This is a genomic window from Bradyrhizobium sp. USDA 4341, assembly GCF_054063755.1.
This window is the reverse complement of sequence record NZ_JBSSGO010000002.1, coordinates 5,908,972-5,934,249: the sequence shown is the minus strand read 5'-3', so window position 1 is coordinate 5,934,249 and position 25,278 is coordinate 5,908,972. Positions and strand designations below refer to the sequence as shown.

Sequence of the window (25,278 nt, the reverse complement as noted above, 5' to 3'; positions counted from 1 at the left end):
GAAATCCGCTGGAATCCTGCAGCGACACGCTGCTCAACTTTGCGTCATCGTTGACCGCTCCACTTTCGAATTGGATCGACAGTCACATTTCTGCAACAACTTCCACGGACGTGGCAGCGAGGCCGACTGACCGTCGACCCCGCAAATCTACGGAGCGATTCAATCGTGCCGAAGCCTTGAGCAAGCACTGGCGCTTTTTCCCTACTTACGCGTGCGTGAAAACTGGCCCACTATTGCGGCTCCTCTCTCCACGCATGCGATATCCCGGGATGCCAGACACGACATCTGCCGCGCAGCACACAGGTGCCACGCCGCTTCTGCAGACGGTCGGCTTGACCAAGCGCTACGGTTCGTTTCTCGCCAACGACAAGATCGATCTCGATATTCGGCCGCAAGAGATCCATGCGTTGCTCGGCGAGAACGGCGCCGGAAAATCCACCCTGGTCAAGACGATCTACGGCCTGATCCAGCCGAGCGAGGGCGAGATCCGCTGGCAGGGCAGGACGATCGTGCTGTCTGGGCCATCGGATGCGCGCGCACATGGAATCGGCATGGTGTTCCAGCATTTCTCGCTGTTCGACAATCTGACGGTCGCCGAGAATGTTGCGCTCGGCCTCGACGGCAAGGAGCCGTTCAAGGACATGTCGGCGCGCCTCGAGCAGGTGTCGCGTACATACGGACTTCCACTCGATCCGAAGCGGGAGGTCTGGCAGCTTTCGGTTGGCGAGCGGCAGCGTATCGAGATCGTGCGCGCGCTGATGCAGAATCCACAATTCCTGATCCTCGACGAGCCGACAGCCGTGCTGACACCTCAGGAGGCCGATCAGCTCTTCATCGTGCTCAATCGCCTCAAGGCCGAAGGCCGCGCGATTCTCTACATCAGCCACAAGCTGGACGAGGTGAAGCGGCTCTGCGATACCGCAACGATCCTGCGCGGCGGACGGAAGGTCGAGACCTGCAATCCCAGGGCTGAGACCGCGGCGTCACTTGCGCGCATGATGGTCGGCGGCGAGATCATGGAAGTGAAGGCTGCGGCGAGCCGCCAGATCACCGTGCCTCGCCTGCTGGTCAACGATCTCAACCTCACACCCGACGATCCGCACGGCATACAGCTCGAGCACATCTCGTTCGAGCTTCGGGGTGGTGAAATTCTAGGCATCGCCGGTGTTGCCGGTAACGGACAGGACGAACTGTTCGCAGCCCTTTCCGGCGAGCGGCTGGCGAAAGACCCGGGCACGATCGTGATCGACGGACACGCGGCGGGTCACCTGTCGATCACCAGGCGCCGCAAGTTGGGTGCGGCCTTCATCCCGGAGGAAAGGCTCGGCCACGGCACGGCGCCGCGCATGCGGCTCTCGGAAAACGCCCTCCTGACCGGCCACGCCATCGGCAATATGGTGCTTCATGGCTTCGTGAACACGGCCGCAACCCTGAAGACCGTCGACCGCACGACCGAGACTTTCGACGTGCGCAAAGCCAAGCGCGACCCGGAAGCGGCGAGCCTGTCGGGCGGCAACCTGCAGAAATTCATCGTCGGCCGCGAAATCCTCCGCAATCCCGTCGTGCTGATCGTGAACCAGCCGACCTGGGGCGTCGACGCGGGTGCGGCCGCCGTGATCCGGCAGGCCCTGCTCGATCTTGCCGCAGGCGGCGCCGCGGTGCTGGTGACGAGCCAGGACCTCGATGAACTTGCCGAAATCACCGACCGCATCGCCGTGATGTTCCATGGCCGCTTGTCGGCCCCCGTGCCAACCGCCGAAGCCAGCCGCGAGACACTTGGCCTGCTGATGGGCGGCAGCAGCATCGAAGCTCCGGAGACACCTCATGCAACTCGTGCTTGAGAAGCGCGCCGAGCGTTCGGCCACGATCGCGCTCATCTCGCCGCTGATCGCAATCGGGCTCACGATCGCCACCTTGTGCATCGTGTTCGCGGTGCTCGGCAAGAATCCGATTGCCGCGCTCGCCGTCTACTTCATCGCCCCTCTGACCGACGGCTACTCCCTGCAGGAAATCGCGGTCAAGGCGACGCCGCTGGTCATGATCGCGATCGGCCTGTCGTTGTGCTATCTCGCCAACGCCTGGAATATCGGTGCCGAAGGCCAATTCCTGATCGGCGCGGTGGCCGGGAGTTGGCTCGCGGTGAAGACCCAGGGCACCGATGCCGGCCACTGGGTGTTGCCGGCGATGCTCGTGCTCGGCGCGGCCGCGGGCGCGCTCTACGCACTGATTCCGGCGATCTGCAAGGTGCGGTTCGGCGCCAGCGAGATCCTGACCTCGCTGATGCTGGTCTATGTCGCCGACCTCCTGCTGGACTATCTCGTGCGCGGTCCCTGGCGTGATCCGCAAGGTTTCAACTTTCCGACCACGGCCGAGTTCGATCCGGTGGCGACCGTGCCGACGCTGATCGAAGGCGGCCGGCTGCACCTTGGCTCGATCATCGCACTGTTCGTGGTGGCCGCCGGCGCGGTGCTGCTCGGCAGGACCATCAAGGGCTTCGAGATCCGGGTCGTCGGCGCCGCGCCGCGGGCAGCGCGGTTCGGCGGGTTCAACGCCAATCAGCTGGTGCTGCTGACCTTTGCAATCTCCGGCGCGCTGGCCGGGCTCGCCGGCATCATCGAGGTGGCAGGCCCGGTCGGCCATCTGCAGCCCGGCATTTCGCCGGGTTATGGCTTCACTGCGATCATCGTCGCCTTCCTCGGGCGACTGAACCCAATTGGAATATTAATTGCAGGACTGTTCCTCGCATTGACCTTTATCGGCGGCGAGCAGGCCCAGATCGCGATGAAAATCCCGTTGGACGTCACCAAGGTGTTCCAGGGCATCCTGCTGTTCTACGTGCTCGCCTGCGATTCCCTGATCCTCTACCGCTTTCGGCTTATTTCCTCATCGCCAAAGGTGCAAAGTGGGGCTCATTGAGGCCATCATTTTGTCGGTGCTGGCGGCTTCCACGCCGCTGTTGCTCGCAGCCACCGGCGAACTCGTGACCGAGCGCTCGGGTGTGCTCAACCTCGGCGTCGAAGGCATGATGATCGTCGGCGCCGCCTGCGGCTTCGGCGGCGCGTGGCTCTCCGGTTCGATCATCGTCGGCGCGCTCTGCGGCATGGTCGCCGGCACCCTGATGTCGCTGATCTTTGCGCTGATGGCGCTCGGGCTCGCGGTCAACCAGGTCGCGACCGGCCTCGCGCTGACCATCCTCGGAATCGGATTGTCCGGCCTGATCGGCGCCGGCTTCGTCGGCGAACGGATCACGCCGGCGCCGCATCTCTACATCCCTGGCCTCACCGATATTCCGCTGGCGGGGCGAATCCTCTTCGGGGAGGACGCCTTTGTCTATCTTTCGATCGCCCTGGTGGTCGGCGTCTGGTGGTTCCTGTATCGGACGCGGGCCGGGCTGATCTTGCGCGCCTGCGGCGACAACCACGTCTCCGCTCATGCGTTGGGCTACCCGGTGCTCCGGATCCGGCTCTATGCGGTGATGTTCGGCGGCGCCTGCGCCGGGCTTGCCGGCGCCTATCTGCCGCTCGCCTACACGCCCTTCTTCATTCCCGGCATGACGGCAGGCCGCGGCTGGATCGCACTGGCCTTGACGGTTTTCGCGAGCTGGCGGCCGGCCCGACTGGTCGTCGGAGCCTACCTGTTTGGCGCCGTCACCATTCTTCAGCTCCACGCGCAAGGCGCCGGCATCGGAATTCCATCGCAGTTCATGTCGTCGCTGCCCTATCTCGCGACCATCATCGTTCTGGTTCTGCTCTCTCGCGCGCGCACCGGCGGCTCGACGGCGCCCGCTGCGCTCGGAACCGTATTCGTGCCGGACCGCTAGCTTGATGTCGGTACGTGCCGCGATGGGGCGCCCACGTTCCGAACTATGGTTTCCCCGTTTGGAGATTGAGATGAAGAGAACATTATTTGCGGCGGCAGCGATTCTCCTGGCCGGATGCATCAACAGCGGCGCCTGGGCCGCCGACAAGCTGAAGGTTGGCTTTATCTATCTCGGACCGGTCGGCGACCTCGGCTGGACCTATCAGCACGAACTGGCGCGCCAGGCTCTTGTGAAGGAAGTTGGCGACAAGATCGAAACGACATTCCTCGAGAACGTGCCGGAAGGACCCGACGCCGAACGCGCGATCGAACAGCTCGTGCGTGCCGGCAACAAGCTGATCTTCACCACATCCTTCGGCTACATGGATCCGACGCTGAAGGTTGCGAAGAAATATCCCAATGTGCACTTCGAACATTGCTCGGGATACAAGCGTGACAAGAACATGTCGACCTATTCGGCGCGCTGGTACCAGGGCCGCTACATCCAGGGCCAGATCGCGGCCAAGATGTCGAAGGCCGGCGTGCTCGGCTACATCGGCTCCTTCCCGATTCCGGAGGTCGTGTCGGGCATCAACGCGACGATGCTGGGCGCCCAGACCATCAACCCGAACATCAAGGTCAAGATCATCTGGGTGAACTCCTGGTTCGATCCCGGCAAGGAAGCCGACGCCGCCAAGGCCCTGCTCGACCAGGGCGCCGATATGATCATGCAGCACACCGACAGCCCGGCTGCAATGCAGGTGTCAAGCGAACGCGGCAAGCTCGCATTCGGCCAGGACTCTGAAATGATCAAGTTTGGTCCCAAGGCGCAGCTGACCTCGATCCTCGACACGTGGGCGCCCTACTACATTGAGCGCGTCAAGGCCGAGCTCGCCGGCACATGGAAGGCTGAAGACACCTGGGGAGGCCTCGAAAGCAAGATGTTCGAGATGGCTCCCTACACCAACATGCCCGACGACGTGAAGAAGATGGCGGAGGACACTCAGGCCGCTATCGCCTCCGGCAAGCTGCATCCATTCAAGTGCCCCGTCGTCACGCAGGACGGCAAGGACGTCGAATGCAAGGGCGGCGATCACCTCGAGGACACTCAGATCCTGGGCATGAATTTCTACGTCAAAGGGATCGACGACAAGCTCCCCGGGAAATAGACCCGATCACGACCAGGCTCGGGCTCGGGTGATCCGGCCCGAGTCTCCTTGCGCGCTATCCCGCGTGCATTCCATTCGCAGCTGCGCTGTGACGTCGGATGAGGTCCGGGACATCGAGCCCGGGAATGGCTCCGTCGATCACGACCCATCTCCCTCCGACCATCACCCGATCCGCGCGATGTGCGCCGCAAAGCACCAACGCGGCAAGCGGGTCGCCAGAGCCGGAGAAGCGCAGCTCATCAAGCTTGAACAGCGCGAGATCAGCCGCCTTGCCGACGGCGATCTCGCCCAGTTCCGGACGGCCGACGCAGGCGGCCGAGCCCCTGGTCGCCCATCGCAACGCATCCTTGTGGCTGACCTTCGTGACGCCGTAACGGGCACGCTGCAGCAGGAACGCGGCACGGACTTCCTGCATCAGGTTGGATCCGTCGTTCGACGCCGAGCCGTCGACACCGAGCCCGATCACCACGCCGGCCTCCTCCATCTCGCAGACCGGACAGCAACCGGACGCCAGGATCTGGTTGCTGCAGGCGCAATGGCTGATGGTCGTTCCGGCCCCGGCCAGCCGTTTCATCTCCTGTGCATCGAAGAAGATGCCGTGAGCCAGCCAGGTCCGGGCATTCAGCCATCCGCACTGCTCGAGGTAATCGAGCGGGCGACAGCCATACATCTGCTGGCAAAACCTGCTCTCGTCTTCGGTCTCGGCAAGATGCGTGTGCAGCCGGACATCCAGCCTGTCGGCGAGATCGGCAGTTGCACGCATCAACGACGTCGTCACCGAAAACGGCGAACACGGCGCCAGGGCGATCTGCACCATCGCGTCCTCGCCGCGCTCATGATGCTTCGACACCAGCCGCTCGCTGTCGGCAAGGATCGCATCCTCGTCCTGCACCACACTGTCTGGCGGCAACCCGCCGTCGCGCTGCGAGAGATTCATCGAGCCGCGCGTGAGCAGCACACGGACACCCAGCCGCCTAGCCACTGCGACCTCGATGTCGATCGCCTCCTCGAGGCCCGCCGGAAACACGTAGTGGTGATCCGTGGTCGTGGTACAACCAGACAGCAGCAACTCGGACATCGCGACGCTGACGCCGAGTTCGAGCGATTGCGGCGTCAGTCGCGCCCACACCGGATACAGCGCCTGCAGCCAGGGAAACAGCTCGCGATCCATCGCAGCCGGCAGCGCCCGCGTCAGCGTCTGATAGAAATGATGGTGGGTATTGATCAGCCCGGGCAGCACGACATGGGCGCTCGCGTCGTAGACCGCAACATTCGCCGTCGTCGGCTGATGCCCGGCGCCCACGCACTCGACGATCTTGCCGCCATGGACCACAACGCCGCGTTCGGCTCCGTTGGCCAGAATCGACAGGGGATCCTTGATCCAGATTGCCTGCATTTGATCCATCATTTTCGTCTCCCGAGCCGGCGAACGCCATTCCTGACCTGCAAGGACCGTCCCACGTCCCGCGAGACTTGGCGTTGCTCTTGCAAGACTTCATAGTCAATGATGCATCTCGTTGAAAGCGCTGGCGTATCCATGGACTTGAACACCATCACCGAGGTCGTCCGTCCGCTGTCGCGGGCGCAACTGCCCGTTTGGACGGCAGGCGATGCCTGGCTCGCGGGCGGGACCTGGCTGTTCTCGGAGCCCCAGGTGCATCTCATCCGCCTGATCGATCTCGCTGAGCTGAATTGGCCGGCCCTCACGATTGGCGACACGCATCTGAGCATTGCGGCGACCTGTACGGTCGCGCAGCTCGATGCCTTGGCCTGCCCGCCGGACTGGATGGCCGCGCCGCTGATCAACCAGTGCTGCCGTGCTTTTCTCGCTTCGTTCAAGATCTGGAAAACCGCGACCGTCGGCGGCAACATCTGCATGTCGCTCCCGGCTGGACCGATGATTTCATTGACCTCGGCGCTCGATGGCGTGTGCACGATCTGGCCAGCCCGCGGCGGCGAGCGAACCATCCCGGTCATGGACTTCGTGACCGGCGATCATGCAAACGTGCTGGCCCCCGGTGACCTGCTGCGGCAAATCGATATCCCGATCGCTGCCCTGAAGCGGCGCTCGGCATTCCGCCAGATTTCGCTGACGCCGGTCGGCCGCTCAGCCGCGCTGCTGATCGGCAGCGTCGACAACAACGGCAGCTTCACACTGACCGTCACCGCCTCGACGGTGCGGCCGGTGCAATTGTCGTTTCCTGCCATGCCTCGTGCCGACCAACTCCGCGACACGATCCAGCGGCGCATTGCGGATGGCCTCTACCACGCCGACGTCCACGGCAGGCCGCTGTGGCGCAAGCACATGACGTTGCGGCTTGCCGAGGAGATCCGCGACGAATTGCAGGCGCACCCATGACGTTCGAGATCAACGGCAAGACGTTCTCGACCCACCCGCGTGCCGGACAATGCCTGCGCACGTTCCTGCGCGAGCTCGGCCATTTCGGCGTCAAGAAGGGCTGCGATGCCGGCGACTGCGGCGCCTGCACGGTGCTGCTCGACGGCGAGCCGGTCCATAGCTGCCTGATCCCGGCATTCCGCGCCGACAGCCATGCGATAACCACCATCGAGGGCTTTGCCGGCGGCATCACCGGCACGCATCCGCTGCAGCAGGCCTTTCTCGATGCGCAGGGATTTCAGTGCGGCTTCTGCACTGCCGGCATGATCCTGACCTGTGCCTCGCTGAACCAGGCACAACGGCAGGACCTGGACGCGGCGTTGAAGGGCAATATCTGCCGCTGCACCGGCTATCGTTCGATCCAGGACGCGCTCGACGGCAAGACCAACATAGAGGATGCCACGGCCGGCACGGCCTTTGGCCGCAGCCTGCCCGCCCCCGCGGGCCCCCTGATCGTGCGCGGTGCAGCGCCCTACACCTTCGACACGACGATCGACGGCCTGCTGCACATCAAGCTCCTGCGTTCTCCTCACGCCCACGCGAGAATAGTCGCGATCGACAAGACGGATGCGCTGAAGGCCGCCGGCGTCCACGCGGTGCTAACGCATGAGGACGCGCCCGATTGCCTGTTCTCGACCGCGCGCCACGAGCGCGACTGGATGGATCCCGATGACACCAGGGTGCTCGACACGACCGTCCGCTTCATCGGTCAGAAGGTCGCAGCTGTCGTGGCGGACAGCGAAGCCGCCGCGGAAAATGCCTGCCGGCTGATCAAGGTCGCGTATGAGATACTTCCCGCCGTGTTCGATCCGACCGAATCTATCGCCGCAGGCGCTCCGGCCATTCATGCCGACAAGACGACCGCGCATCGCGTCGCCAATGCCGCGCGCAACATTGTCGCCGAAACGCATGGCGAGTTTGGCGACGTCACACGCGGATTCGCCGAGGCGGCTGTCACCTATGAGGGGACCTTCACCACCCAGCGCGTCCAGCACGCCGCACTGGAGACCCATGGCGGGCTGGCATGGCTTGACGCCTCGGGCGTGCTCAACGTCCGTTCCAGCACGCAGGTCCCATTCCTGACCCGCCGCGCGCTGGCCAGCCTTTTCAAGCTGCCGACCGACAAGGTCCGGGTGTTCTGCGAGCGCGTCGGCGGCGGCTTCGGCGGCAAGCAGGAGATGCTCGTCGAGGACATCCTGGCGCTCGCCGCGCTCCGCACGGGGCGGCCGGTCAAGCTCGAACTCACACGCGAAGAGCAATTCACGGCGACCTCGACGCGGCATCCAATGCGGGTGACAGTCAAGGCGGGAGCCGACAAGGACGGCAATCTGACAGCCCTGCAGCTCGATGTACTCTCGAACACGGGTGCCTATGGCAATCACGCAGGCCCTGTGCTCTTCCACGCGGTCAGCGAATCCATCAGCGTCTACAACTGCCCGAACAAGAAGGTTGATGCGATTGCCTGCTACACGAACACGCTGCCGGCCGGCGCCTTCCGCGGCTACGGTCTGCCGCAGACGCTGATCGCCGTCGAGGCGGCCATCGACGAGCTCGCCAAGCAGCTCGGCATCTCGCCGTTCGACATGCGCCGTCGCAATGTCGTCAGGCCAGGCGACCCGATGCTCTCACCACCCGGCTCCGAATATCACGACGTGACGTACGGCTCCTACGGCCTCGACCAGTGTCTCGACCTGGTCGAGCGCGCGATGTCAGCGGAAACCCCCACACCGCAGCTCTCCGCCGACTGGTTGGTCGGCGACGGCATCGCGCTGACCATGATCGATACCGTACCACCCGCCGGCCACCTCGCGGATTGCAGGATCAGGCTCTGCGACGACGGGCATTTCGAGCTGACCGTCGGCACCGCGGAATTCGGTAACGGCACCAGCACGGTGCATCGCCAGATCGCGGCCACCGCGCTCGCCACTTCGGTCGATCGTATCCGCCTGAGACAATCCGACACCGCGCATGGCGGCCACGACACCGGCGCCTATGGCAGCGCGGGGATTTTCGTGGCCGGAAGCGCGACTCAGGCAGCGGCCGAGAATCTGGCGGGCGACCTGAAGGCGCTGGCCTGCCGTCTGGCTGGAGGTGATCCCGGCACGTGCGTGCTGGAGGCCGATCACGCGGTCTGCGGCAGGCAGCGACTGCCCTATATCGAGCTTGCGCGCTCGGCGCGCGGCAGCGGCCAGGTCCTGCAAGCCAGCGGTACGTCGGAGGGAACGCCGCGTTCGGTCGCATTCAACGTGCAGGGGTTTCGCGTCGCAGTGAACAAGGGCACCGGCGCGCTCAAGATCCTGAGGAGCGTGCAGGCCGCCGATGCCGGCCGTGTCGCCAACCCGATGCAGTGCCGCGGTCAGGTCGAGGGCGGCGTGGCGCAATCGCTGGGCGCGGCACTCTTTGAGGAGTTGGTGATCGACAGCGGCGGCCGCGTGATCAATCCGAGTTTCCGGAACTATCACTTGCCATCTTTCGCAGACGTGCCGCGCACCGACGTCTATTTTGCCGACACCTCCGACAGCGTCGGCCCGATGGGAGCCAAATCGATGAGCGAGAGTCCCTATAACCCCGTCGCCGCCGCGCTCGGCAACGCCATCGCCAACGCCACCGGCATCCGCTTTACCGACGTTCCCTTCAAGCCTGACCGGCTGTTCCCGGAGTTGCTGAAGAAATTTGGCTAGGCCGTGTACCTATAAACGCCGAGCGGCGTGACGTGACTGGTGACGACGTCGCTTTCCCCATATAGCGACCAAGTTAGTACGGTAGCGCAATATGTCGCGATGGGCCAAAAGCGGTAAGTTGGAAACAAATAGCCGCTCGGAATGCAGCCTCGTTTATGGCGAACCGGCTGCGACTAGCTTGCGCCGCGCCGCGACGAGGTCAATGAGCCTGGACCTGTTTTTCTTGTACGCCTTGTCGAGCTCACGAGCGTGGCCGAGCAACACCCATGGCGCCACTCTCCCCAAGTGCTCCATGACCTCAGCAGTTTGCGCCTTCCGGACAGAAGCCCGCATCTTCTGGTTGGAGAAGTAAAGCATCAGCGAATGCGAGCGGCTGGTCGGTATCACGCCGTACATCAGTGTCGTAGTCGTCATGCTATAGGCATAGAGCATGTCCGACAGCGGCATCAGTCGGAACCTGAACCAGCCCCTTTGCAACACATGCGTGTCAGTAATCCGCACGTAGCCGCGAAGCTTCAAGGCAGATCTGGCTGTCGCAATGTCGTGCTCCAGCCGCGCGCTGAGCATTTCCAACGCATTGGCGGACTGGCTGCAGACCGCACGCAAATCGGGATGCGATGATGGCGCGTTTAATCGCGATAGTGCTCGCCCGCCGATCAAGGCAACGAGCGCCAATGGTACCGCAATCAAGATCAGCACGGCCGCAACGGCGGCGGAGGTGTATTTCTCCGTGTCGAGCATGACAGGGAGGAACGCCGCGCTCGCATCGCCACTCCGCTTAACGAGGCGACCGATCCGGTCGATTGTCTCAATGTCGGCGGCAAGCAGACCGCCGCTCAGCGCTCTCGCGTCGAGAACGCGATCCGGAGCCGCCTTGATCAAGAGCAAGCGGTCCCCGAGCTGAGCAATAGAGAAGATCGCGTGGTCATGTTTGTGCCGGGAGTAGACGCCGGTCGAAACGACTTTATCGGCCTGCAGCGCGACCCAGTTGCGCGACAGTTGCGGAAGACTCGTCACCGCGCGCACTTGGTCTTGCGACATCGCAACGACGCCTCTGGCGTAGTTGCCGAGAAACTGTACGTTTTCCAGCACCATGACAGCCGCAAACGCGAACAGCAGAAGGCATGCGCCGAGCTGACGCAAGCTCGTGTTGCGTATCTGGCGCTCGACCCATGTCATGCTCACACCTCTGCTTCCGGTCGGACCCGCCTAGAGTTCGGGCGTTTGTCTGCCTGGTCCTTCGAGGCAAGCACCCTGGGAATGTCGCGCGAATGCAATTTCCGATCGTTCGGGAAGCGCGCCAGCCTCAGCCGCGAAACAAGTGACAAATCCGTCCACAGCCGGCGCGACGATCAATCTTATGCGCATAGTCTTACTTCAGGACTGCTGCCGGAGGCTGCAGCGCAGGTGATTAAAGCGACTTTAACGGCGGAGACCTGGCTTGGCGTCGGTCACGTTTCGATTGCTTAAACTCATAAAATTTGAGCTTTGGTCTTCCCCGCTTGTGCACGACGGGCCCTGCAAGTGGACTGCTTGCGGCGGGCTGGTGTCTGGGGCCGTATCATAGATGCGCTTGCGACTGCCCATGATGCCGCTGTCCAGATGATCGACACCTCGATTGTCCGTGTGCATCAGCAGGGGCCTGTATCAGAAGGAACCAGCGCCAGTCGATGGGAAGATCACGCGGTGGCTTGACGAGCAAAATCCATGCGGTAGCCGATGGCAATGGTCTGCCGGTCCGGCTGGCGCTGAGCCCGGGTGAGGAGGTCCATGACGTTCGACTTGCCGGAAAATTGCTGTCTCGTCTGAAATCCGGCTCAATGCCGCTTGCCGGTTCGCGTGAAGAAAACGCGTCAAAACAAGGATCTAGAGCTCCGTTCCAATTCCATCGGAACGGAGATAGCTCCGGTGCGGGCGAGGAGGGTACACGATTTCGGAATATTGGAAGAATATTCCTGAGTTGCCCGACGTGTCAAGTTGCCTCGTCGAACGCCGGCAGCCGCCGGCTACTTTGCATGGGGTTGTTTTCGATATTTTGGCAGCGCGCCCGCTGCGGGGTGGCCGCCGTCAACGCGGCTCGCAACGCGGGGCAGGAGCACCGGCCTACTTCCGCCCCACCGTACACTCGATCTGTCCATGAGGCTCGTCGGTGGGCAGGAAGACGTCGTTGTTGTTATCCAGCCCGAAGGCAGAGAGATTGATCGGGATGAAGTGCATGTTTGGGCAGGCCATGCTGATCTCGGATATCTCAGGGACCGCGGCAAGCGCCGCCTCGCCCATGCGGTAAAGACTGTCCTGCACGCTCCTGCTGTAGGTCGTCGAGAAGACCCTTAGCATGGTGTCAAGGATCTTCGCGTTCGTCGCTGGATAGTTCGCGGGCTTTGCGGACCATGCCCACGACGTGACCATGCTGGTCGCGCAGATGCGATCCGCGGTCTCCGGGATCGTGGTGTAGCGATCCTTGACATAGTTCTCCCAGCCCGACTGGGTCGACTTCATGAATGCGAACCCATCGACGCCCGAACTCAGCGTCGAGGAGCCATCGCGCGTCATCGTGGCCTCGACCGTCGGACGACCGTTGGCGTCGAGCACGAAACTGTGCGGATGCGGCTTGCCGTCGAAACTCAGCCGGGTCCATTTGGTCTCGTGCGAGGTGATCGCGACGGATGAAATCTGCTGATAGGTGTCGAGATATTTTCTCGCCAACACCTGGCAGAACTCCTCGGCACAAAGGCCGGTGTTTTCGCGAGCGACCACATTGACGATGTTCTTGATGGTGTCGGTCGAGACCGTCATGATATTGTCGGCATGGGTATAGGTGCGCGCGAACTCGCCTTCGACCATCGCCTTGATGTTGAGCTGACTGACCTCCTGCCGCTCTCCGTCACGGTGAATCCGCATCACGCGGACCCGGCCCTTGCCATATCGATTCTTGATCAGCGACACGTCAAAGCCTCCAGCAATGGCACCAGGCCGGCAACGCCCGCCGCCTCTCGTAGCCAGTATCGAGCAACGTTCGTGCCATCGGCAAGCTCGCGCCACCCACCGCGTCATGGATAGACCAGGTTCGATCACCGGAAGTGGCACCCACGGTATGGCCTCGCTGCCGGAATCTTCACCATCCCTGCCGCACCTTTCAGCAGTCATCAGCCGCTTGCGATTCCGTACCTAGCTTCCGCGATAGGTCGCGTAACTCCATGGAGTCACGAGGAGCGGTACATGCAAATGGCCTTCGGGTTCGCTGACCGAAAAGCGCAACGGTATCTTGTCCAGGAACGGCGGATTGGACAAGGGCACGCCACGCTTGGCGAAGTAATCGCCAACGCTGAACAGCAGCTCGTACGTCCCGGCCGGAACGGGACGGCCGCCAATCAAGGGCTGGTCCGTCCGGCCGTCGGCGTTGGTCAAGGCGCGGGCCACCACGCGGCTCGTGCCCAGCCCCGCGAGTTCGATCAGCTCGACCGCAATCCCGGCAGCAGGCTTGCCGCTGTGGGTATCCAGCACGTGGGTCGAGAGACGCCCGTGAACGGCAAGCCGGTCGTCAGCCATCACGATCTGGTCGAGCCTCAGGGCCGCGATGCGGCAGATCTCCTCCACCGAGGTCTGCATTTCGACCGCGATGTCATTCGGCAGGCGCCGCTCGAAATCACGTAGAATGGAATCCTTGGTGTGGCGGCGCACGCAGACGATGTAAGGAAATCCGAACTTGGCGCGGTAGGCATTGTTGACGCGCTGAAACGCATCGTATTCCGCACCCGATAGCCGATCGAGCCCCGCGCTATTTTGCTCGGCAAAGGAATCATCGGTGAGACCCGCTGCACGCTGCGTCTTGTCAGCAAGGTCGGGATGCATCTTGATCAGTGCCAGTCGCAGTTCGGACGGTGCCTGCTCGACCGCCGCCTTCATCGCCATGAACAATTGAGCGATCCCGGCATACGGCCGCTTCGTCGCAACCTGTTCAGCAACCCACGGCGAATGCTCGAAGACATTGGCGAGGGCCGCGACAAAGTCATCTCGGCTCGCATTGTTGAGATCGATCAACGTCGTCATGAATTCGTCCGCTGGTCCATTCGATGGATGGCTCTTCGAGATGCGGCGCGCCGGACGGTCATTCCGCGCGATGCACCGCACGCTGCAATGCACTAGTCCCCGGGTTTCCGCCGGTCGTAGGACAAACCGAATAATCCGGTCCGCTGCGTTTCCGGTTCGGGCGGCGGCGCGGCTTCCTTGGACTCGGCCGCTGGCGCTGCGGCGACCGGCACGTCCTGGCATTTCATCGAATAGACCAGCTCGCCTTTCGCAGTCCGGCCGATCGGGGCGCAAATGTCTGCTGGTACGGCCGCAGCTTTCGGAACGGCTTTGGGCGCTGGCCGCGTCTCGGCCGCCGCCGGCGAAGCGGCCAACAGCATGACTAACAAGATTTTCGTCTTCATCGGCTGTGTGTTCTCGGATGGTGCGTGCGTGATTGGAGTCCGCCAACGATAGACCCTGCCAAAAGTTTAGTCGCGCCCAATTATTTTGCGCACCACTTCGTGATCGCCGCCGGGCTAAGCAACGCTGCTGCAAGCACTATTTGCGGAAAACCAGGCCGAGCGATTCCTCCGGCCGGGAGCCCAAGGGAGAACCCAATGAAGAAAAACACTCGCGTTGTTTACGTCGTGACGGCCGGTCTGCTACTCGGATCGACCTTGCAAAGCGCCATGGCCTCAGAGCGCCACCGCAAGCCACAGGTTGCACCGGTTCAGCAATCGCAGTCCCGTCCGACCGACGCGTATGCGGCCTGGCAGCAACCCAGGGTAAGCAGCCCCGTTTCCTCTTATTACACCGGCGGCTATTCGGCTCCGGCCGGACACTAGGCTAATTCCAGACTCTGGCGCGCCAGGACAACTTCGGCCTGATGCCTGCCCGTCCGGCCGAAGTCGCGCCCACAACGGCTCGCTGCGCGAGCCGATCATCAACATCGCTTCACCGTCAGACATGGCTACTCTGCTTCAAGGTGGTACCACCGGAGCTTCTCACGTGTGATGCAACGAATGGCGCGATCAGCGAGCCACTTTTTTGCGGTGCCGTACTGGACGACATGAACCGAGAAGCCGCCGCTGGGGTCCCCAAGCACCCCGACCTCCTCCACGGCTTCACACCCCGGCCAGAGCCGGATCTCCCGAAGGCACTCCTGCACGAGCGCGGTCCGAACAACACCCGCCGTGTATCTCACAGAACCACTCCAAGTCCCAGGCGCGTCGATCGGTCTATGCTCTAAGCGTCGGAGGCAGCGTGCGCCCAATCTTGTCGGTGAATTGCCAGACCTACTTCCGTCGAAGCAACGCAGGCTCTCCAGGCTTCAACGACGGAAGTTCGCCTCGGTTCAAGCGACCCTCTCCCTCGGCTGCTCCTTTTCGTTGTGCTCGCCCAAAAGCTCGAGCAGGCGCTTTCGCATGATCATTCCGGGCCGATCGGAAGGCATGTGCATTTCGAGCTTCCGGCTCATGTCGACGATCGCGTCGGGGTCGGTCGATTCGAGCATCTCGCGATCCTCTGCGATGATGGCGGCGTCCCAATCGATCAGCTCCTGGGTGGAGCAATCGGCTTCGGTATCGTTGCGGAACAGCAGCTGCACGACCTGGATCTGGCCATCGGAGATCGGCGTCGCGCAATTGAAGATGATGTGACGAATGCCGGACGGATACTCCATGTCGAGGCGGCGGCAGAACGGCATGAACCATTTGTTGCGTTGATGACGCTTCGTGGTTGGATCGGTTGTGCCGCTGATCCGGAAAGCGTTCGGCGGATTGCGGATGGTGATGATCGTCTCGGCGTCGAAGCCATCCTCGGTTTCGGTGATCTCGTACTTCTCGGGCTTTGGCTGATTGATGTCGCCGAACGTCCCCTTGTGCACAAATGCGAAATGGGCATTGTCGAACGAGTTTTCCATCAGGCGGAGCGCCGCCGTGTCCCACTTTTCATAGAACTGATGGATGCGGCGGTAGCCCGCCTTGTTCTCTTCGGCAATGTCGGGAATGCCGCGCAGCGGCTCATCCAGGGCGACCCAGACATAACCATACCGTGCGCTGGCGCGGAACGAGCGCGCCCTGGCATCGGGAATCGGCTGCTCGAAGGGAAACTGCGGGACCATGACCAGCTTGCCGTCGCGGTCGTACTCCCAACCGTGATAGCCGCAGACGATATTCCCGTTGTTGCACCAGCCTTTCGACAGCTTGGCGGTGCGATGGCAGCAGCGATCCTCGAGCGCGGCCGGCTCTCCGTTGGCATCCAGGAACAGCACGATCGGCTCCCCGAGCAGCGTGAAGGGCTGCGGGCCCTCCCTGAGATGGTCGACGGGCATCGTTGCATACCAGAAGCGGCGCAACACGGGTTGCTTGGTAACGAGCATCATTTCCTCCGCGGTTCAGGCAGCCAGACGCGAGACAACGCGGGCCGCATCGAATTTCAGCTTCTGCAGGTCGAGGCCGGGAATCGCGCCGTCCTCGACGACCGGGCGACCACCGACCAGCAAATGGCGAACGTGCGCCGAACCTGCGCACGTCACCGGCGCGACCATGGGATCGTGCATGCCGAAGTGGCGTGGCTGGTCCAGGCTGAAGATGGCGATGTCGGCCTGCTGGCCTGGCGCCAGCGTACCGATCCGCGGCAGGCCCAGCACGCGCGCACCTCCCGCCGTGGCCCAATGCACGACGTCTTCCGCGGTCACCGCGTCGGCTCCCTTCACGGCGCGATGTGTGTGCCAGCAACTATGCATCTCGCTGATCATGTCGGCTGCCTCGTTGGAGGCTGCACCATCCACGCCGAGCGACACCGCGCCGCCCAGCCGCGCCATCGCGTCCGCCGGCGCGACGCCGGAACCGAGGCGGCAATTGGATTGCGGACAATGCGCCATGCCGGTGCCGGAGCGGGCCAGGATCGCCACCTCCTCCGGATCGAGATGCACGAGGTGCGCGAACCAAACGTCCTCGCCGAGCCAGTCGTGCTCTGCGAGCCAGTGGACTGGCCGTTTGCCATGAACCGACAAACAGAAGTCGACATAATCCGACGTCTCCGAGAGATGGCTGTGCAGCCGCAGCTTCATTCGCCGCGCGGCAGCGATCACCTCGCGCAACTCGCCCGGATCCAGCGACCAGGTGGGCGTGGTCGGCGCCAGCGCGACGTGGGTCAGGCTATCCGGCGACGGATCGTGGAAGCGCTGCGCACAGGACTCGACCGATTGCAGCATCCGGTCCAGCGTTTCGACCGGCATCGGCACGGACTGATCGGTATCGAAATGGCGGCTGACGGTGGCACCCCCGCGGCAGAACACGAGGCGGATGCCGAGGCTGCGGGCAACATCGAAGATCACCTGCGCCGGATCGAAGCGAAACGTGTCGCTGAACAGATAGTGGTGATCGGCGACCGTGGTGGTGCCCGAGAGAAGCAGTTCGGCGAGCGCAATCCGCGCAGCAACCGCCAAGGCCTCCTCGTCGATGGCCGACCAGAAGCGGTAGGGCACCGAACGCAGCCACCCTGCGAGCGGAAGATTGATGCCTTCGCGGACGCCTTTCAGCACGCTCTGGAACATGTGGTGATGGGTCGATACGAGACCCGGATAGATCACGCAGTCTTTTGCGTCGAGCCTGCGCTCGCCTGGCTCCGGCTGCAGCATGCCGATTGCGACGATCACACCATTGCGGATCCGGATCGCACCCGCCGTTCGCATCGCATCGCCTGACAGGCCCGTGAAGATCCCGGCGGCATTCTCGATCAGCATTGATGTCATGTCTCGGCCCGGATCTCGCTTTCATGCCAGCTTGATAACGCAAACCGCGAAAGCGCCGCCATGACGGTGAACAGCACGACGCCGGTCAACGTGATCAGGAACAGCGCCGCGAACATGCGCGGAATATCGAGCGTGAAGCCGGCATCGAGGATCTCATAGGCGAGGCCCGACGACCGCCCTCCCGTGCCCGCCACGAATTCGGCGACCACCGCGCCGATCAGCGCGAGGCCGCTCGAGATGCGCAGCCCGCCGAAAAAGTACGGCAACGCGCCGGGGATACGAAGCTTGATCAAGGTCTTCAAGCGGCTGGCCCGGTTCATCCGAAAGTAATTGGCAAGGCCTGGATCGACGCTGCGCAGACCCAACGTGGTGTTCGAGATGATCGGGAATAGCGCGACCAGGGTTGCGCAGATCGTCAACGACAGCTGGGTGTTCTTCACAAGGATGATGATCAGCGGCGCAATCGCGACCACCGGCGTCACCTGCAGCAGCACCGCATAGGGAAACAAGCTGACCTCGATCGCCCGGCTCTGCACAAACATGAATGCGATCAGGGTGCCGAACACGGTCGCCGCAATGAAGGCCTGCAGCGTCACCCGCAAGGTCACCAGCAGGGCACGCAGCAGTGACGGCCCGTGCTGCACAAGACTTATGAAGATATCACTCGGCTTGGGAAACAGGTACACGGGAACGGAGGCCAGGCGGAAACTGGCCTCCCACAGGCCGAACAGCACGATCCCGACGGCGACCGGAGCCGCGACCCGGACGAAGGCGTCCGATTGCAGGAGCGGCTTCATGCTTCGCCCCCGCCCGACCGCGGCAGCGAAGCTTCAGCGAGCCAGGTCGAGAGCTCCCGGCAATAGGCGGCGAACTTCGGGCTGTCGCGAAACCCGACCTCACGCGGCTGCGGCTCGTCGATCGTCATGGTGCGGAAGATGCGGCCGGGACCGGCAGCCATGACGATGATCCGGGTCGAAAGGAACACAGCCTCATAGATCGAATGGGTGACGAACACTGTCGTGAGCTTGCGTTCCCACCACAGCCGAACGAGATCGTCGTCCAGTCTGTTGCGCGTGAACTCGTCGAGCGCGCCGAAGGGCTCGTCCATCAGGAGCAGGTTGGGTTGCGTCACCAGCGCCCTGGCGATTGATACCCGCATCCTCATGCCGCCCGACAGCTGCCGCGGGTAGTGTTGACTGAACGCCGACAAGCCGACACGCGCGATCGCATCCTCGACCAGCGGGCCCGCCTTCACCCTGGGCATGTCGGCAAGCTCCAGAGGCAGTCGGACATTGGCCTCGACACGCGCCCAGGGCATCAGCGTCGGCTCCTGGAACACGAAGGCGAGCCGCCTCCCCTGCTGCCCGACCTGGCGGTGGTCGCCGCGCCACCACAACAGCCGACCGTCGGTTGGCTCGATCAAGTTGGCGATCAGCTTGAGCAGCGTACTCTTGCCGCAGCCGGAGGGGCCGATCAGCGTCAGGAATTCGCCGTCCGCGATCGTGAGATCGATCGGCGCAAGGCCCCGCGTGCCGTTCGGAAACAGCTTCTCCGCCGAGAGCACCTCGACGACGGGCGGGCGGCCTTCGGAGGTCGTCATGGGCTCGGTGTCGTCGTCGAACGTGCAGGGCGGCGGCAGAACGTTCATGGCCGTTCCTATTTCACGCCAATCCTGAGATCCTTGACGAAACGATCGTCAAACGACTTTTGCCAGGCGGTCTTGGGATCGAGCAGTTCGCCGGCCACCAGGAAGTCGTAGACTTGCTTGTAACGCTCGGCGGTGATGATGCCGATGCCAAGCTTTGCTGCGTCGCCGCCGTCGACCGCTTTGCTCTCCTTGAGCTTCTCGATCGCAAATGCGATCTGCCCGTCGGTCATCTTGGGATTGTCAGCCTTGATCAGGCCGTTCGCCGGAGCAGGATTCTGCAAATAGTCGCGCCAACCTTCGAGCGACGCCTTGACGAAGCGCGCCACCACATCCGGCTTCTCGGCGACCATTTTCTCCGTCGTCACGATTGTCGAGCCGTAGGGTGGATACCCGCCGTCTGCCAGCAGGAAGAATTTCACCTTCTCCTTTTGCTCCTGCGCCTGATATGGCTCGGATGACGGGTAGGCCTGCTGTGCCATGGTCTTGTCAGCGAAGAACGGCTGCAAGTTGAACGTGTAGGGCCGGATCTGGTCGTCGCTGTAACCGTACTTGGCCTTGAGCCATGGCCAGAACGTCACCCGCGAGGATCCCGCGATCAAGACTGGCCTGCCCTTCAGCGCGGCAAGGTCCGGCACGTCATCATGGGTCATGATCCCCTGCAGGTCGAACTGGAACGACGATGCGACAGTCACGAGCGGCAGGTTCTGCTCGCGTCCTTTCATCACCTGGATGTCGTAACCCATGATGAAATCCGCATCGCCTGCGAGCAGGAGCTGCGTGCCGTTGACCTGGGGACCACCCATCTTGATGGTCACGTCGAGACCGGCCTTGTCATAGAGACCGGTCGCCTTGGCCTGGTAGAATCCGCCATGCTCGGCCTGGGCGAACCAGCTGGTGAGGAAGGTGACCTTGTCGGCGGCCAGAGCAGGTGCGAACGACATCGCAAACATGGCGGTCCCCACCAGGGCGGAGGCAATCGTTCGGGAGGCAATCGTCATGGCCATCGTGGCTACCTTTGATCGTCCGGTGAATGCCGGCTGCGGATGACGTCAATACTGTCTGGACGAGAATGTGCTCGCACGGACCGCATCCTCGATGAACTCAGGATGCACGCGACCACTGTCGCCCGAAAGCATTTTGATTCGAGCGATCCGTTGCCTTTCCGGCAACGCCGATTTTTTGAGCAAGGGGCACCAAATGGCGGCGCCGATCAGCCAAATTTCGGCATGCCGGCGTCGGCGCCTTGGCCTAAGCTCGCAGCAGCAATGACAACTTTTGAATCTATCGCGATGAGCTTGCGCGCGCTTTCCCCTCCTGCAATTCGTCCCCCGTTCGCACGATACAGCCACGGCATCGTCGTGCCGGCCGGACACCGCCTGGTGTTCACGTCCGGGCAGCTCGGCATCGCTGGCGACGAGACAGTCCCTGCGGACAGCGAGGCGCAGTCCGATCTCTGTTTTGCGAACATCGCAGCGATCCTCGCCGAAGATCGGATGACATTGGCGAACATTGTCCGGCTCAACGCCTATGTGACGGCCCGCGAGCACATGCAGGGCTACATGCGGTCGCGTGACCGGCAATTTCCCGGGACGCCGCCGTCCTCGACCCTGATGATCGTGTCCGGCTTCAGCCGGCCGGAATTCCTGGTCGAGATCGAAGCGGTCGCGGCCGCGCCGGACCCGAGCTAGAGAGCTTCCGAGCGAAGTGCATCTCGCTTCGCGGAGAAAGCGCGTCTTGGGACGGAACAGGCTCTAGAACCGGCGCATTTCGTGCCTGACCTTGGCCAGAAAGTGCGCGCGCTTGGCCGGCGTGGCAATGTTCATGTGATAGAGCGCGTGATAGCGCGTCGTCGCCTTTGCCCCGGTGAACCACGGCAGATATCGCTTGATGAGCTTGCGCGGCGGATCGGCCATCGCAATCGCCTGCCAGCGCGGGCGGCCGTAGGTCGCAATGCCGGAGATGCGGCGGATGTGATGCAGCATCGGCCGCGCCCGGGCGGGATCGGACAGATCGAGCGCGATGCCGGGGCCGAACATGCGATCGAACCAGCCCTTGAGCATGGCCGGCGGCCCGAACGACCAGGTCGGAAACTGTACGACGATCGCGTCTACCGCCATCAGGCGGTCGGCGTAGGCCTGATTGTTGTGCCGGTTGCGCACGGGATCATGGTAGTCGCGCCGACGTTCGGCCGTCAGGATCGGATCGAACCCCTCCGCATAGAGATCGAGCAGATCAACGGCGTGGCCGGCTTCAGCGAGCCCAGCCAGCGCTTCCCCACGGATCGCGGCGTGGAAGCTGTCGGCAAGCGGATGGCAGTAGACATAGAGGACGCGCATGTCACGGCCTGGCAGCGACGAAACTCCGCATCTTGCCGGGATTGAGCAGATTGTGCGGATCGACCTCGCGCTTGAAGCCCAGTTGATCGGCGTCGGCGCGCTTGTAGCGGCTGCCATCCTCGACCGTGTAGACGTGCGGATTGGCGATGAAAACGCCGCGCTCCTCATGCATCCGGATGATCTCGTTCAGCCGTTCGGCGCCGCGGTAGCGCACGACCGGCAAGCCGCTGCAGGTGACCCGGCCGCCAAAGCGGATGAACTCGAGATGTTGCAGCACCTCATCGGGAAACAGCGCCCTCATCTCGGCAACCTTCTCCATCAGGGCATCATGCGGATAGAGACATTGCAGATAGGTGACGGTGCGATCGGACTTCAGGACCTGCAGCGTGGTGTGATTCCAGCTGTATTCGTAGAGCGGCACCTGACCCGGTCTGTCATCGGTCGGGGTCTCCAGCGTGATGGTCCCGCGACGACCGAGCAACGATTTAAAGCTTTCGAGCGACGGCTCGGCGATCATCGCGATCAGGATGCTCTGTCCCTCGGCCACGCATGGTCTCAACGCACCGAAGTAGGAGGGAAGCGGCCAGCTGACCGGCGACAGCAACTTCTTCGTGATGCCATCGGCAAGAGCTGCCTCGTATCCGACCGCCGCCGCATCCAGGAAGTCGTCGAAGCAGACGACGACGTCGATCCAGCGCCAGGCTGGAGCCAGCGGCATTTCCAGTGCCGTGATGATCCCGGTGGTGCCATAGGCGCGGTTGATCTTTTGTGCCGCCTCGCCGCGCAATTCGATGATCCGGGGCGTTTCCTCGACGGTGACGACCCGTGCCGCCTGGATATTGCCCGGTTCGCGCAATCCACCATACGTCACGGATCCGATGCCGCCGGAGCCGCCGGCAACGAAGCCACCGATCGTCGCCGAGCGCTTGGTGGACGGATGCATGCGCAGTTCCCAGCCCGTCGGCTGCAGGTCGGCGTCGATGGCATTGAGCTTGGCGCCCGCGCCAACCCGTATCGTTCCGGGCCCCGTCCATTCAATGGCCGACAACGCCATGATATCCAGCAGCACCCCGCCCTGGAGCGGCACGGCCTGACCATAGTTTCCCGTACCGCCGGCGCGGACTGTCAGCGGCACGCGATGGCGCGCGCAGGCCGCGGCGAGCCGAAGGACGTCGCGCTCGTCCCGCGGGACGACGATCAGGTCCGCTGATTTATCATTCAGCAGATCATTCAGGATGGGGCTGTACCAGAAGAAGTCGCGCGAACGGCGCCGCACCACCTTGTGGTCGCTGATCACCGTCATGTCGCCGAGATCGGCGACCAGCCTGTCCAGCGCGCCGGCTGAAACTTCGCTCACGATGTCTCGTCCCGGCTGCATTGCACCTGGCTGAGCTCGGACAGTACCTCGTCCGACCTGACGACAAAGCCAAAGCACTGGCGAACGTTGTAGAGCGTGGCGGCAAGGCAATAATCCGGCGACGTCGTGGCCGTGCAATCCTGCAGCAGCAGGCAATCGTAGCCGCGGAAATTGGCGTCCTGCAGCGTGCACAGCACGCACTGGTCGGCATTGACGCCGGCAAACATCAGCGTCGTGACGCCGAGATTGCGCAGAATGCTGTCGAGCTCGGTATCCTGGAAACCCGACATCCGGTATTTTGCGACCTCGATATCGGAGGAGCTGACGGCGAGTTCCTCGACGACGGCGGCAGACCAGCTGCCACGCTCCAGCACTCTCGCCCCGGAGCGCGGCAGCGCGTCGCCGAGCCCGACGCCGGCGCCGCTCGGCTTGTAGACATGCAGCAGCGCCGGGCTGAGATTGAGCCGGTCGGGCCGGTTACCCCAGTTGACCCAGATCACCGGCAGTCGGCAATCGCGCAGCACCGGCAGCAGGCGCCGTAACGGTTCGATGGGTGCACGCGCCGGCGCAATGTCGACCCCGATATGGGCCAGCCAGCCGTCCGGATGGCAGAAATCATTCTGCATATCGACGATGATGATTGCGCTGCGCGCAAGGTCGATCGAAATCACCTTGCCGTCGGCCCGGAGCGTAACCGGGCGCGGCGCGGCCGGCTGTCGCACCAAATCGGCGCGGCTGTCGGACACCAGCCAGCGGTTGCGCTCGCTCGAGCCCAACGGCGTCAGCGGTTCGGCGGCCGGGTCATGGCGGGGAGCGAAGTTCATGCCCGGCGCCCCTGCAGCACGCGAAGATCCTCCGCATCGAGCTCGACCGGCTCGCCGCCACGGATCAGCTCCGCAAATCCCTCGTTCGGCGTCATCACCGTGAGTGTGTAGAGCTTGCCGGCACCGGTATTCTCGATCACATGCTCGGAGCCTGGATGCAGCAGCAGCGAATCGCCCTTCCGGATCGGCACCGTCTTGCCGTCGCAGCTGGCAAGTCCTTCGCCGTGCAGGACGTGGAAGAACTCATGCGCAATGGCGTGCTCGTTCGGCGGCGTGGCGCCGCCGGGCCGGAAAATCTCGATGACGAAGATGTTGTCTATTTGATCGGTCGTATGATCGAACAGGATTGCGAAATAGTTCGTGTCGTTCGGCGAGATGCGAAAGGCCTTGGCCCTGGCAAGTTGCGCGATACCGAATGCCATGCGTCGGCTCCTGTCGTGGTCAGATCGGCCCGGCCCGATCAAACGCGGTGCGGGTCGCAACCGCGGCCAGCGGATATCGGACGATCTCGTCGACGAGCGCGACCAGGCGCGCGGCCGCGCGCTCGACCACCATCCTGCCGAGCTCGGCGGTAGCCCTGGTGGCGTCGCCGCAGGCGCCCTCGGGGTGGAGATCCTGGGTCTGCCAGCCGAATTTGACGACGCCTTCGAGCCCCAGCATCTCGAAATCGCGCGCGATCCGTGTCGTCGCGGGCTCGAAGTTCTCGGCCCGGCTCATCACCACGGAGTCCGGCGCCAGATGCAACATCACACTGGTCTCGATCTGGCCGCCGTGAATCCCGTGACGGATCTCGTCCGCGTCGAACAGATCGGTCATGTCGATCAGTTGCGGCCACATCGCCGTCGCCGCGAACATGCCGAAGCGGACGCGAAGGTCGCGGCAGACGATCTCGAGCAGCTGCGGCTGACCGCCATGCGAGTTCAGGAACAGGATCTTGCGGATCCCGGCGCGGTACACCGACTCTCCGATCTCGGACCACACTTTCCCAAGCGTTTCATACGAGAGCGTCAGCGTGCCCGGAAAAGCCAGGTGCTCGTCGGACTTGCCGTACGGCAACGGCGGAAGCACGAGCGCGGGACAATCGGGGCGCATCAACTCGACCGCGCGGGTCACTATCCCCCATCCGATCGCCGCATCGACCTTGACCGGCAGATGCGGTCCATGCTGCTCGACGGCGCCGACCGGAAGGATCGCGACCGCTCGTTCGCCGTCGAGTTCGGCAAAGTCACGTGTCGAGAGATCCCACCACCAGCGAGATTTGACTGCCATTGCAAGACCCAAGCCGTTGGCCGGCCGCGC

At 63.2% G+C, this 25,278-nt stretch carries 24 protein-coding genes and 1 pseudogene; 10 read left to right on the top strand and 15 right to left on the bottom strand.

Annotated features, from left to right (window positions below):
- The first annotated feature begins 269 nt into the window (after positions 1 to 269).
- The 4 genes from ACVIGB_RS34225 to ACVIGB_RS34210 all read left to right on the top strand — a co-directional run bounded on the left by ACVIGB_RS34225 (position 270) and on the right by ACVIGB_RS34210 (position 4,967).
- A complete protein-coding gene (locus ACVIGB_RS34225; RefSeq protein ID WP_456719346.1) occupies positions 270 to 1,841 on the top strand; it encodes an ABC transporter ATP-binding protein in 1,572 nt (523 codons plus the stop codon).
- The gene (locus ACVIGB_RS34220; RefSeq protein WP_456719347.1) at positions 1,825 to 2,916 is read left to right on the top strand and encodes an ABC transporter permease; all 1,092 of its coding nucleotides are present in this window, start codon (positions 1,825 to 1,827) and stop codon (positions 2,914 to 2,916) included. The genes ACVIGB_RS34225 and ACVIGB_RS34220 overlap by 17 nt, the downstream gene beginning before the upstream one ends.
- Entirely contained in the window at positions 2,903 to 3,820 is a 918-nt protein-coding gene (locus ACVIGB_RS34215; RefSeq protein ID WP_456719348.1) for an ABC transporter permease, read from the top strand. The genes ACVIGB_RS34220 and ACVIGB_RS34215 overlap by 14 nt, the downstream gene beginning before the upstream one ends.
- A gap of 70 nt (positions 3,821 to 3,890) precedes the next feature.
- Positions 3,891 to 4,967, top strand: a complete 1,077-nt coding sequence (locus tag ACVIGB_RS34210; RefSeq protein ID WP_456719349.1) for a BMP family ABC transporter substrate-binding protein — start codon at positions 3,891 to 3,893, stop codon at positions 4,965 to 4,967.
- Between the two features lie 55 nt (positions 4,968 to 5,022).
- Here the strand turns inward: ACVIGB_RS34210 and ACVIGB_RS34205 are convergent, their stop codons facing one another.
- Positions 5,023 to 6,372 (bottom strand): 8-oxoguanine deaminase, encoded by a 1,350-nt coding sequence (locus tag ACVIGB_RS34205; protein ID WP_456725012.1) that lies wholly within the window; start codon positions 6,370 to 6,372, stop codon positions 5,023 to 5,025.
- A 132-nt stretch (positions 6,373 to 6,504) separates the two neighbouring features.
- On the opposite strand from ACVIGB_RS34205, the gene ACVIGB_RS34200 reads away from it, so the two are divergent.
- Both ACVIGB_RS34200 and ACVIGB_RS34195 read left to right on the top strand, forming a co-directional pair.
- Positions 6,505 to 7,326, top strand: a complete 822-nt coding sequence (locus ACVIGB_RS34200; RefSeq protein ID WP_456719350.1) for an FAD binding domain-containing protein — start codon at positions 6,505 to 6,507, stop codon at positions 7,324 to 7,326.
- Complete coding sequence (locus ACVIGB_RS34195; protein WP_456719351.1) at positions 7,323 to 10,046, top strand: molybdopterin-dependent oxidoreductase; 2,724 nt, start codon at positions 7,323 to 7,325, stop codon at positions 10,044 to 10,046. The genes ACVIGB_RS34200 and ACVIGB_RS34195 overlap by 4 nt, the downstream gene beginning before the upstream one ends.
- 153 nt (positions 10,047 to 10,199) lie before the next feature.
- Here the strand turns inward: ACVIGB_RS34195 and ACVIGB_RS34190 are convergent, their stop codons facing one another.
- Complete coding sequence (locus tag ACVIGB_RS34190) at positions 10,200 to 11,225, bottom strand: DUF6709 family protein (RefSeq protein WP_456719352.1); 1,026 nt, start codon at positions 11,223 to 11,225, stop codon at positions 10,200 to 10,202.
- Positions 11,226 to 11,713: 488 nt separating this feature from the next.
- Here ACVIGB_RS34190 and ACVIGB_RS34185 point away from each other — a divergent pair.
- A pseudogene (locus tag ACVIGB_RS34185) lies at positions 11,714 to 11,813 on the top strand (IS5/IS1182 family transposase); the annotation flags it as partial.
- A gap of 336 nt (positions 11,814 to 12,149) precedes the next feature.
- On the opposite strand, the gene pucL reads toward ACVIGB_RS34185, so the two are convergent.
- Positions 12,150 to 12,992, bottom strand: coding sequence for a factor-independent urate hydroxylase (gene pucL, locus ACVIGB_RS34180; protein WP_456719353.1), 843 nt, complete (start codon positions 12,990 to 12,992; stop codon positions 12,150 to 12,152).
- Positions 12,993 to 13,214: 222 nt separating this feature from the next.
- On the bottom strand, positions 13,215 to 14,096 hold the full coding sequence (gene uraD, locus ACVIGB_RS34175; RefSeq protein WP_456719354.1) for a 2-oxo-4-hydroxy-4-carboxy-5-ureidoimidazoline decarboxylase: 882 nt from the start codon (positions 14,094 to 14,096) through the stop codon (positions 13,215 to 13,217).
- Between uraD and ACVIGB_RS34170 the strand changes: the two genes are divergently transcribed.
- Positions 14,022 to 14,192, top strand: a complete 171-nt coding sequence (locus ACVIGB_RS34170; RefSeq protein WP_456725312.1) for a hypothetical protein — start codon at positions 14,022 to 14,024, stop codon at positions 14,190 to 14,192. The two genes, uraD and ACVIGB_RS34170, sit on opposite strands and share 75 nt — an antisense overlap.
- Here the strand turns inward: ACVIGB_RS34170 and ACVIGB_RS34165 are convergent.
- Entirely contained in the window at positions 14,189 to 14,479 is a 291-nt protein-coding gene (locus tag ACVIGB_RS34165; protein ID WP_456719355.1) for a hypothetical protein, read from the bottom strand. The genes ACVIGB_RS34170 and ACVIGB_RS34165 overlap by 4 nt on opposite strands.
- A gap of 195 nt (positions 14,480 to 14,674) precedes the next feature.
- Between ACVIGB_RS34165 and ACVIGB_RS34160 the strand changes: the two genes are divergently transcribed.
- Positions 14,675 to 14,902, top strand: coding sequence for a hypothetical protein (locus tag ACVIGB_RS34160; protein ID WP_456719356.1), 228 nt, complete (start codon positions 14,675 to 14,677; stop codon positions 14,900 to 14,902).
- Positions 14,903 to 15,411: 509 nt separating this feature from the next.
- On the opposite strand, the gene ACVIGB_RS34155 is transcribed toward ACVIGB_RS34160, so the two are convergent.
- From ACVIGB_RS34155 to ACVIGB_RS34135, 5 genes are read right to left on the bottom strand one after another with little or no spacing between them, the layout of a single operon-like run.
- Entirely contained in the window at positions 15,412 to 16,437 is a 1,026-nt protein-coding gene (locus tag ACVIGB_RS34155; RefSeq protein ID WP_456719357.1) for an aromatic ring-hydroxylating dioxygenase subunit alpha, read from the bottom strand.
- A 15-nt stretch (positions 16,438 to 16,452) separates the two neighbouring features.
- Positions 16,453 to 17,814 (bottom strand): amidohydrolase family protein, encoded by a 1,362-nt coding sequence (locus ACVIGB_RS34150; protein WP_456719358.1) that lies wholly within the window; start codon positions 17,812 to 17,814, stop codon positions 16,453 to 16,455.
- Positions 17,811 to 18,611, bottom strand: coding sequence for an ABC transporter permease (locus ACVIGB_RS34145; protein ID WP_456719359.1), 801 nt, complete (start codon positions 18,609 to 18,611; stop codon positions 17,811 to 17,813). Before ACVIGB_RS34145 ends, ACVIGB_RS34150 begins: the two co-directional genes overlap by 4 nt.
- Positions 18,608 to 19,414 (bottom strand): ABC transporter ATP-binding protein, encoded by an 807-nt coding sequence (locus ACVIGB_RS34140; RefSeq protein WP_456725013.1) that lies wholly within the window; start codon positions 19,412 to 19,414, stop codon positions 18,608 to 18,610. The genes ACVIGB_RS34145 and ACVIGB_RS34140 overlap by 4 nt, the downstream gene beginning before the upstream one ends.
- Positions 19,415 to 19,470: 56 nt before the next feature.
- On the bottom strand, positions 19,471 to 20,466 hold the full coding sequence (locus tag ACVIGB_RS34135; RefSeq protein ID WP_342725811.1) for an ABC transporter substrate-binding protein: 996 nt from the start codon (positions 20,464 to 20,466) through the stop codon (positions 19,471 to 19,473).
- A 285-nt stretch (positions 20,467 to 20,751) separates the two neighbouring features.
- Here ACVIGB_RS34135 and ACVIGB_RS34130 point away from each other — a divergent pair, with 285 nt between their 5' ends.
- On the top strand, positions 20,752 to 21,150 hold the full coding sequence (locus ACVIGB_RS34130) for a RidA family protein (protein WP_456719360.1): 399 nt from the start codon (positions 20,752 to 20,754) through the stop codon (positions 21,148 to 21,150).
- 63 nt (positions 21,151 to 21,213) lie between these two features.
- Here the strand turns inward: ACVIGB_RS34130 and ACVIGB_RS34125 are convergent, their stop codons facing one another.
- The 5 genes from ACVIGB_RS34125 to ACVIGB_RS34105 are packed head-to-tail and all read right to left on the bottom strand — an operon-like array spanning position 21,214 to position 25,248.
- Positions 21,214 to 21,798 (bottom strand): NAD(P)H-dependent oxidoreductase, encoded by a 585-nt coding sequence (locus tag ACVIGB_RS34125; RefSeq protein ID WP_456719361.1) that lies wholly within the window; start codon positions 21,796 to 21,798, stop codon positions 21,214 to 21,216.
- A 1-nt stretch (position 21,799) separates the two neighbouring features.
- Positions 21,800 to 23,158, bottom strand: a complete 1,359-nt coding sequence (locus ACVIGB_RS34120; protein ID WP_456725014.1) for an FAD-binding oxidoreductase — start codon at positions 23,156 to 23,158, stop codon at positions 21,800 to 21,802.
- Positions 23,152 to 23,979: a cysteine hydrolase family protein gene (locus ACVIGB_RS34115; RefSeq protein WP_456719362.1), complete on the bottom strand. Its 828-nt coding sequence runs from the start codon at positions 23,977 to 23,979 to the stop codon at positions 23,152 to 23,154. The genes ACVIGB_RS34120 and ACVIGB_RS34115 overlap by 7 nt, the downstream gene beginning before the upstream one ends.
- Positions 23,976 to 24,401 (bottom strand): cupin domain-containing protein, encoded by a 426-nt coding sequence (locus tag ACVIGB_RS34110; protein WP_456719363.1) that lies wholly within the window; start codon positions 24,399 to 24,401, stop codon positions 23,976 to 23,978. Before ACVIGB_RS34110 ends, ACVIGB_RS34115 begins: the two co-directional genes overlap by 4 nt.
- Positions 24,402 to 24,420: 19 nt before the next feature.
- A complete protein-coding gene (locus tag ACVIGB_RS34105) occupies positions 24,421 to 25,248 on the bottom strand; it encodes a creatininase family protein (RefSeq protein ID WP_456719364.1) in 828 nt (275 codons plus the stop codon).
- Between the last annotated feature and the right edge of the window lie 30 nt (positions 25,249 to 25,278).

Bases quoted from the DNA above. Each gene is read 5' to 3' on its own strand.
- ACVIGB_RS34105 (WP_456719364.1), bottom strand. From the start codon at position 25,248: ATGGCAGTCAAATCTCGCTGGTGGTGGGATCTCTCGACACGTGACTTT.
- ACVIGB_RS34200 (WP_456719350.1), top strand. From the start codon at position 6,505: ATGGACTTGAACACCATCACCGAGGTCGTCCGTCCGCTGTCGCGGGCG.
- ACVIGB_RS34190 (WP_456719352.1), bottom strand. From the start codon at position 11,225: ATGACATGGGTCGAGCGCCAGATACGCAACACGAGCTTGCGTCAGCTC.
- ACVIGB_RS34125 (WP_456719361.1), bottom strand. From the start codon at position 21,798: ATGCGCGTCCTCTATGTCTACTGCCATCCGCTTGCCGACAGCTTCCAC.
- ACVIGB_RS34195 (WP_456719351.1), top strand. From the start codon at position 7,323: ATGACGTTCGAGATCAACGGCAAGACGTTCTCGACCCACCCGCGTGCC.
- ACVIGB_RS34155 (WP_456719357.1), bottom strand. From the start codon at position 16,437: ATGCTCGTTACCAAGCAACCCGTGTTGCGCCGCTTCTGGTATGCAACG.
- ACVIGB_RS34225 (WP_456719346.1), top strand. From the start codon at position 270: ATGCCAGACACGACATCTGCCGCGCAGCACACAGGTGCCACGCCGCTT.
- ACVIGB_RS34145 (WP_456719359.1), bottom strand. From the start codon at position 18,611: ATGAAGCCGCTCCTGCAATCGGACGCCTTCGTCCGGGTCGCGGCTCCG.
- ACVIGB_RS34170 (WP_456725312.1), top strand. From the start codon at position 14,022: ATGCTCGAAGACATTGGCGAGGGCCGCGACAAAGTCATCTCGGCTCGC.
- ACVIGB_RS34115 (WP_456719362.1), bottom strand. From the start codon at position 23,979: ATGAACTTCGCTCCCCGCCATGACCCGGCCGCCGAACCGCTGACGCCG.
- ACVIGB_RS34110 (WP_456719363.1), bottom strand. From the start codon at position 24,401: ATGGCATTCGGTATCGCGCAACTTGCCAGGGCCAAGGCCTTTCGCATC.
- ACVIGB_RS34160 (WP_456719356.1), top strand. From the start codon at position 14,675: ATGAAGAAAAACACTCGCGTTGTTTACGTCGTGACGGCCGGTCTGCTA.
- ACVIGB_RS34135 (WP_342725811.1), bottom strand. From the start codon at position 20,466: ATGGCCATGACGATTGCCTCCCGAACGATTGCCTCCGCCCTGGTGGGG.
- ACVIGB_RS34150 (WP_456719358.1), bottom strand. From the start codon at position 17,814: ATGACATCAATGCTGATCGAGAATGCCGCCGGGATCTTCACGGGCCTG.
- ACVIGB_RS34130 (WP_456719360.1), top strand. From the start codon at position 20,752: ATGAGCTTGCGCGCGCTTTCCCCTCCTGCAATTCGTCCCCCGTTCGCA.
- ACVIGB_RS34165 (WP_456719355.1), bottom strand. From the start codon at position 14,479: ATGAAGACGAAAATCTTGTTAGTCATGCTGTTGGCCGCTTCGCCGGCG.
- ACVIGB_RS34140 (WP_456725013.1), bottom strand. From the start codon at position 19,414: ATGACGACCTCCGAAGGCCGCCCGCCCGTCGTCGAGGTGCTCTCGGCG.
- ACVIGB_RS34220 (WP_456719347.1), top strand. From the start codon at position 1,825: ATGCAACTCGTGCTTGAGAAGCGCGCCGAGCGTTCGGCCACGATCGCG.
- ACVIGB_RS34210 (WP_456719349.1), top strand. From the start codon at position 3,891: ATGAAGAGAACATTATTTGCGGCGGCAGCGATTCTCCTGGCCGGATGC.
- uraD (WP_456719354.1), bottom strand. From the start codon at position 14,096: ATGACGACGTTGATCGATCTCAACAATGCGAGCCGAGATGACTTTGTC.
- ACVIGB_RS34205 (WP_456725012.1), bottom strand. From the start codon at position 6,372: ATGGATCAAATGCAGGCAATCTGGATCAAGGATCCCCTGTCGATTCTG.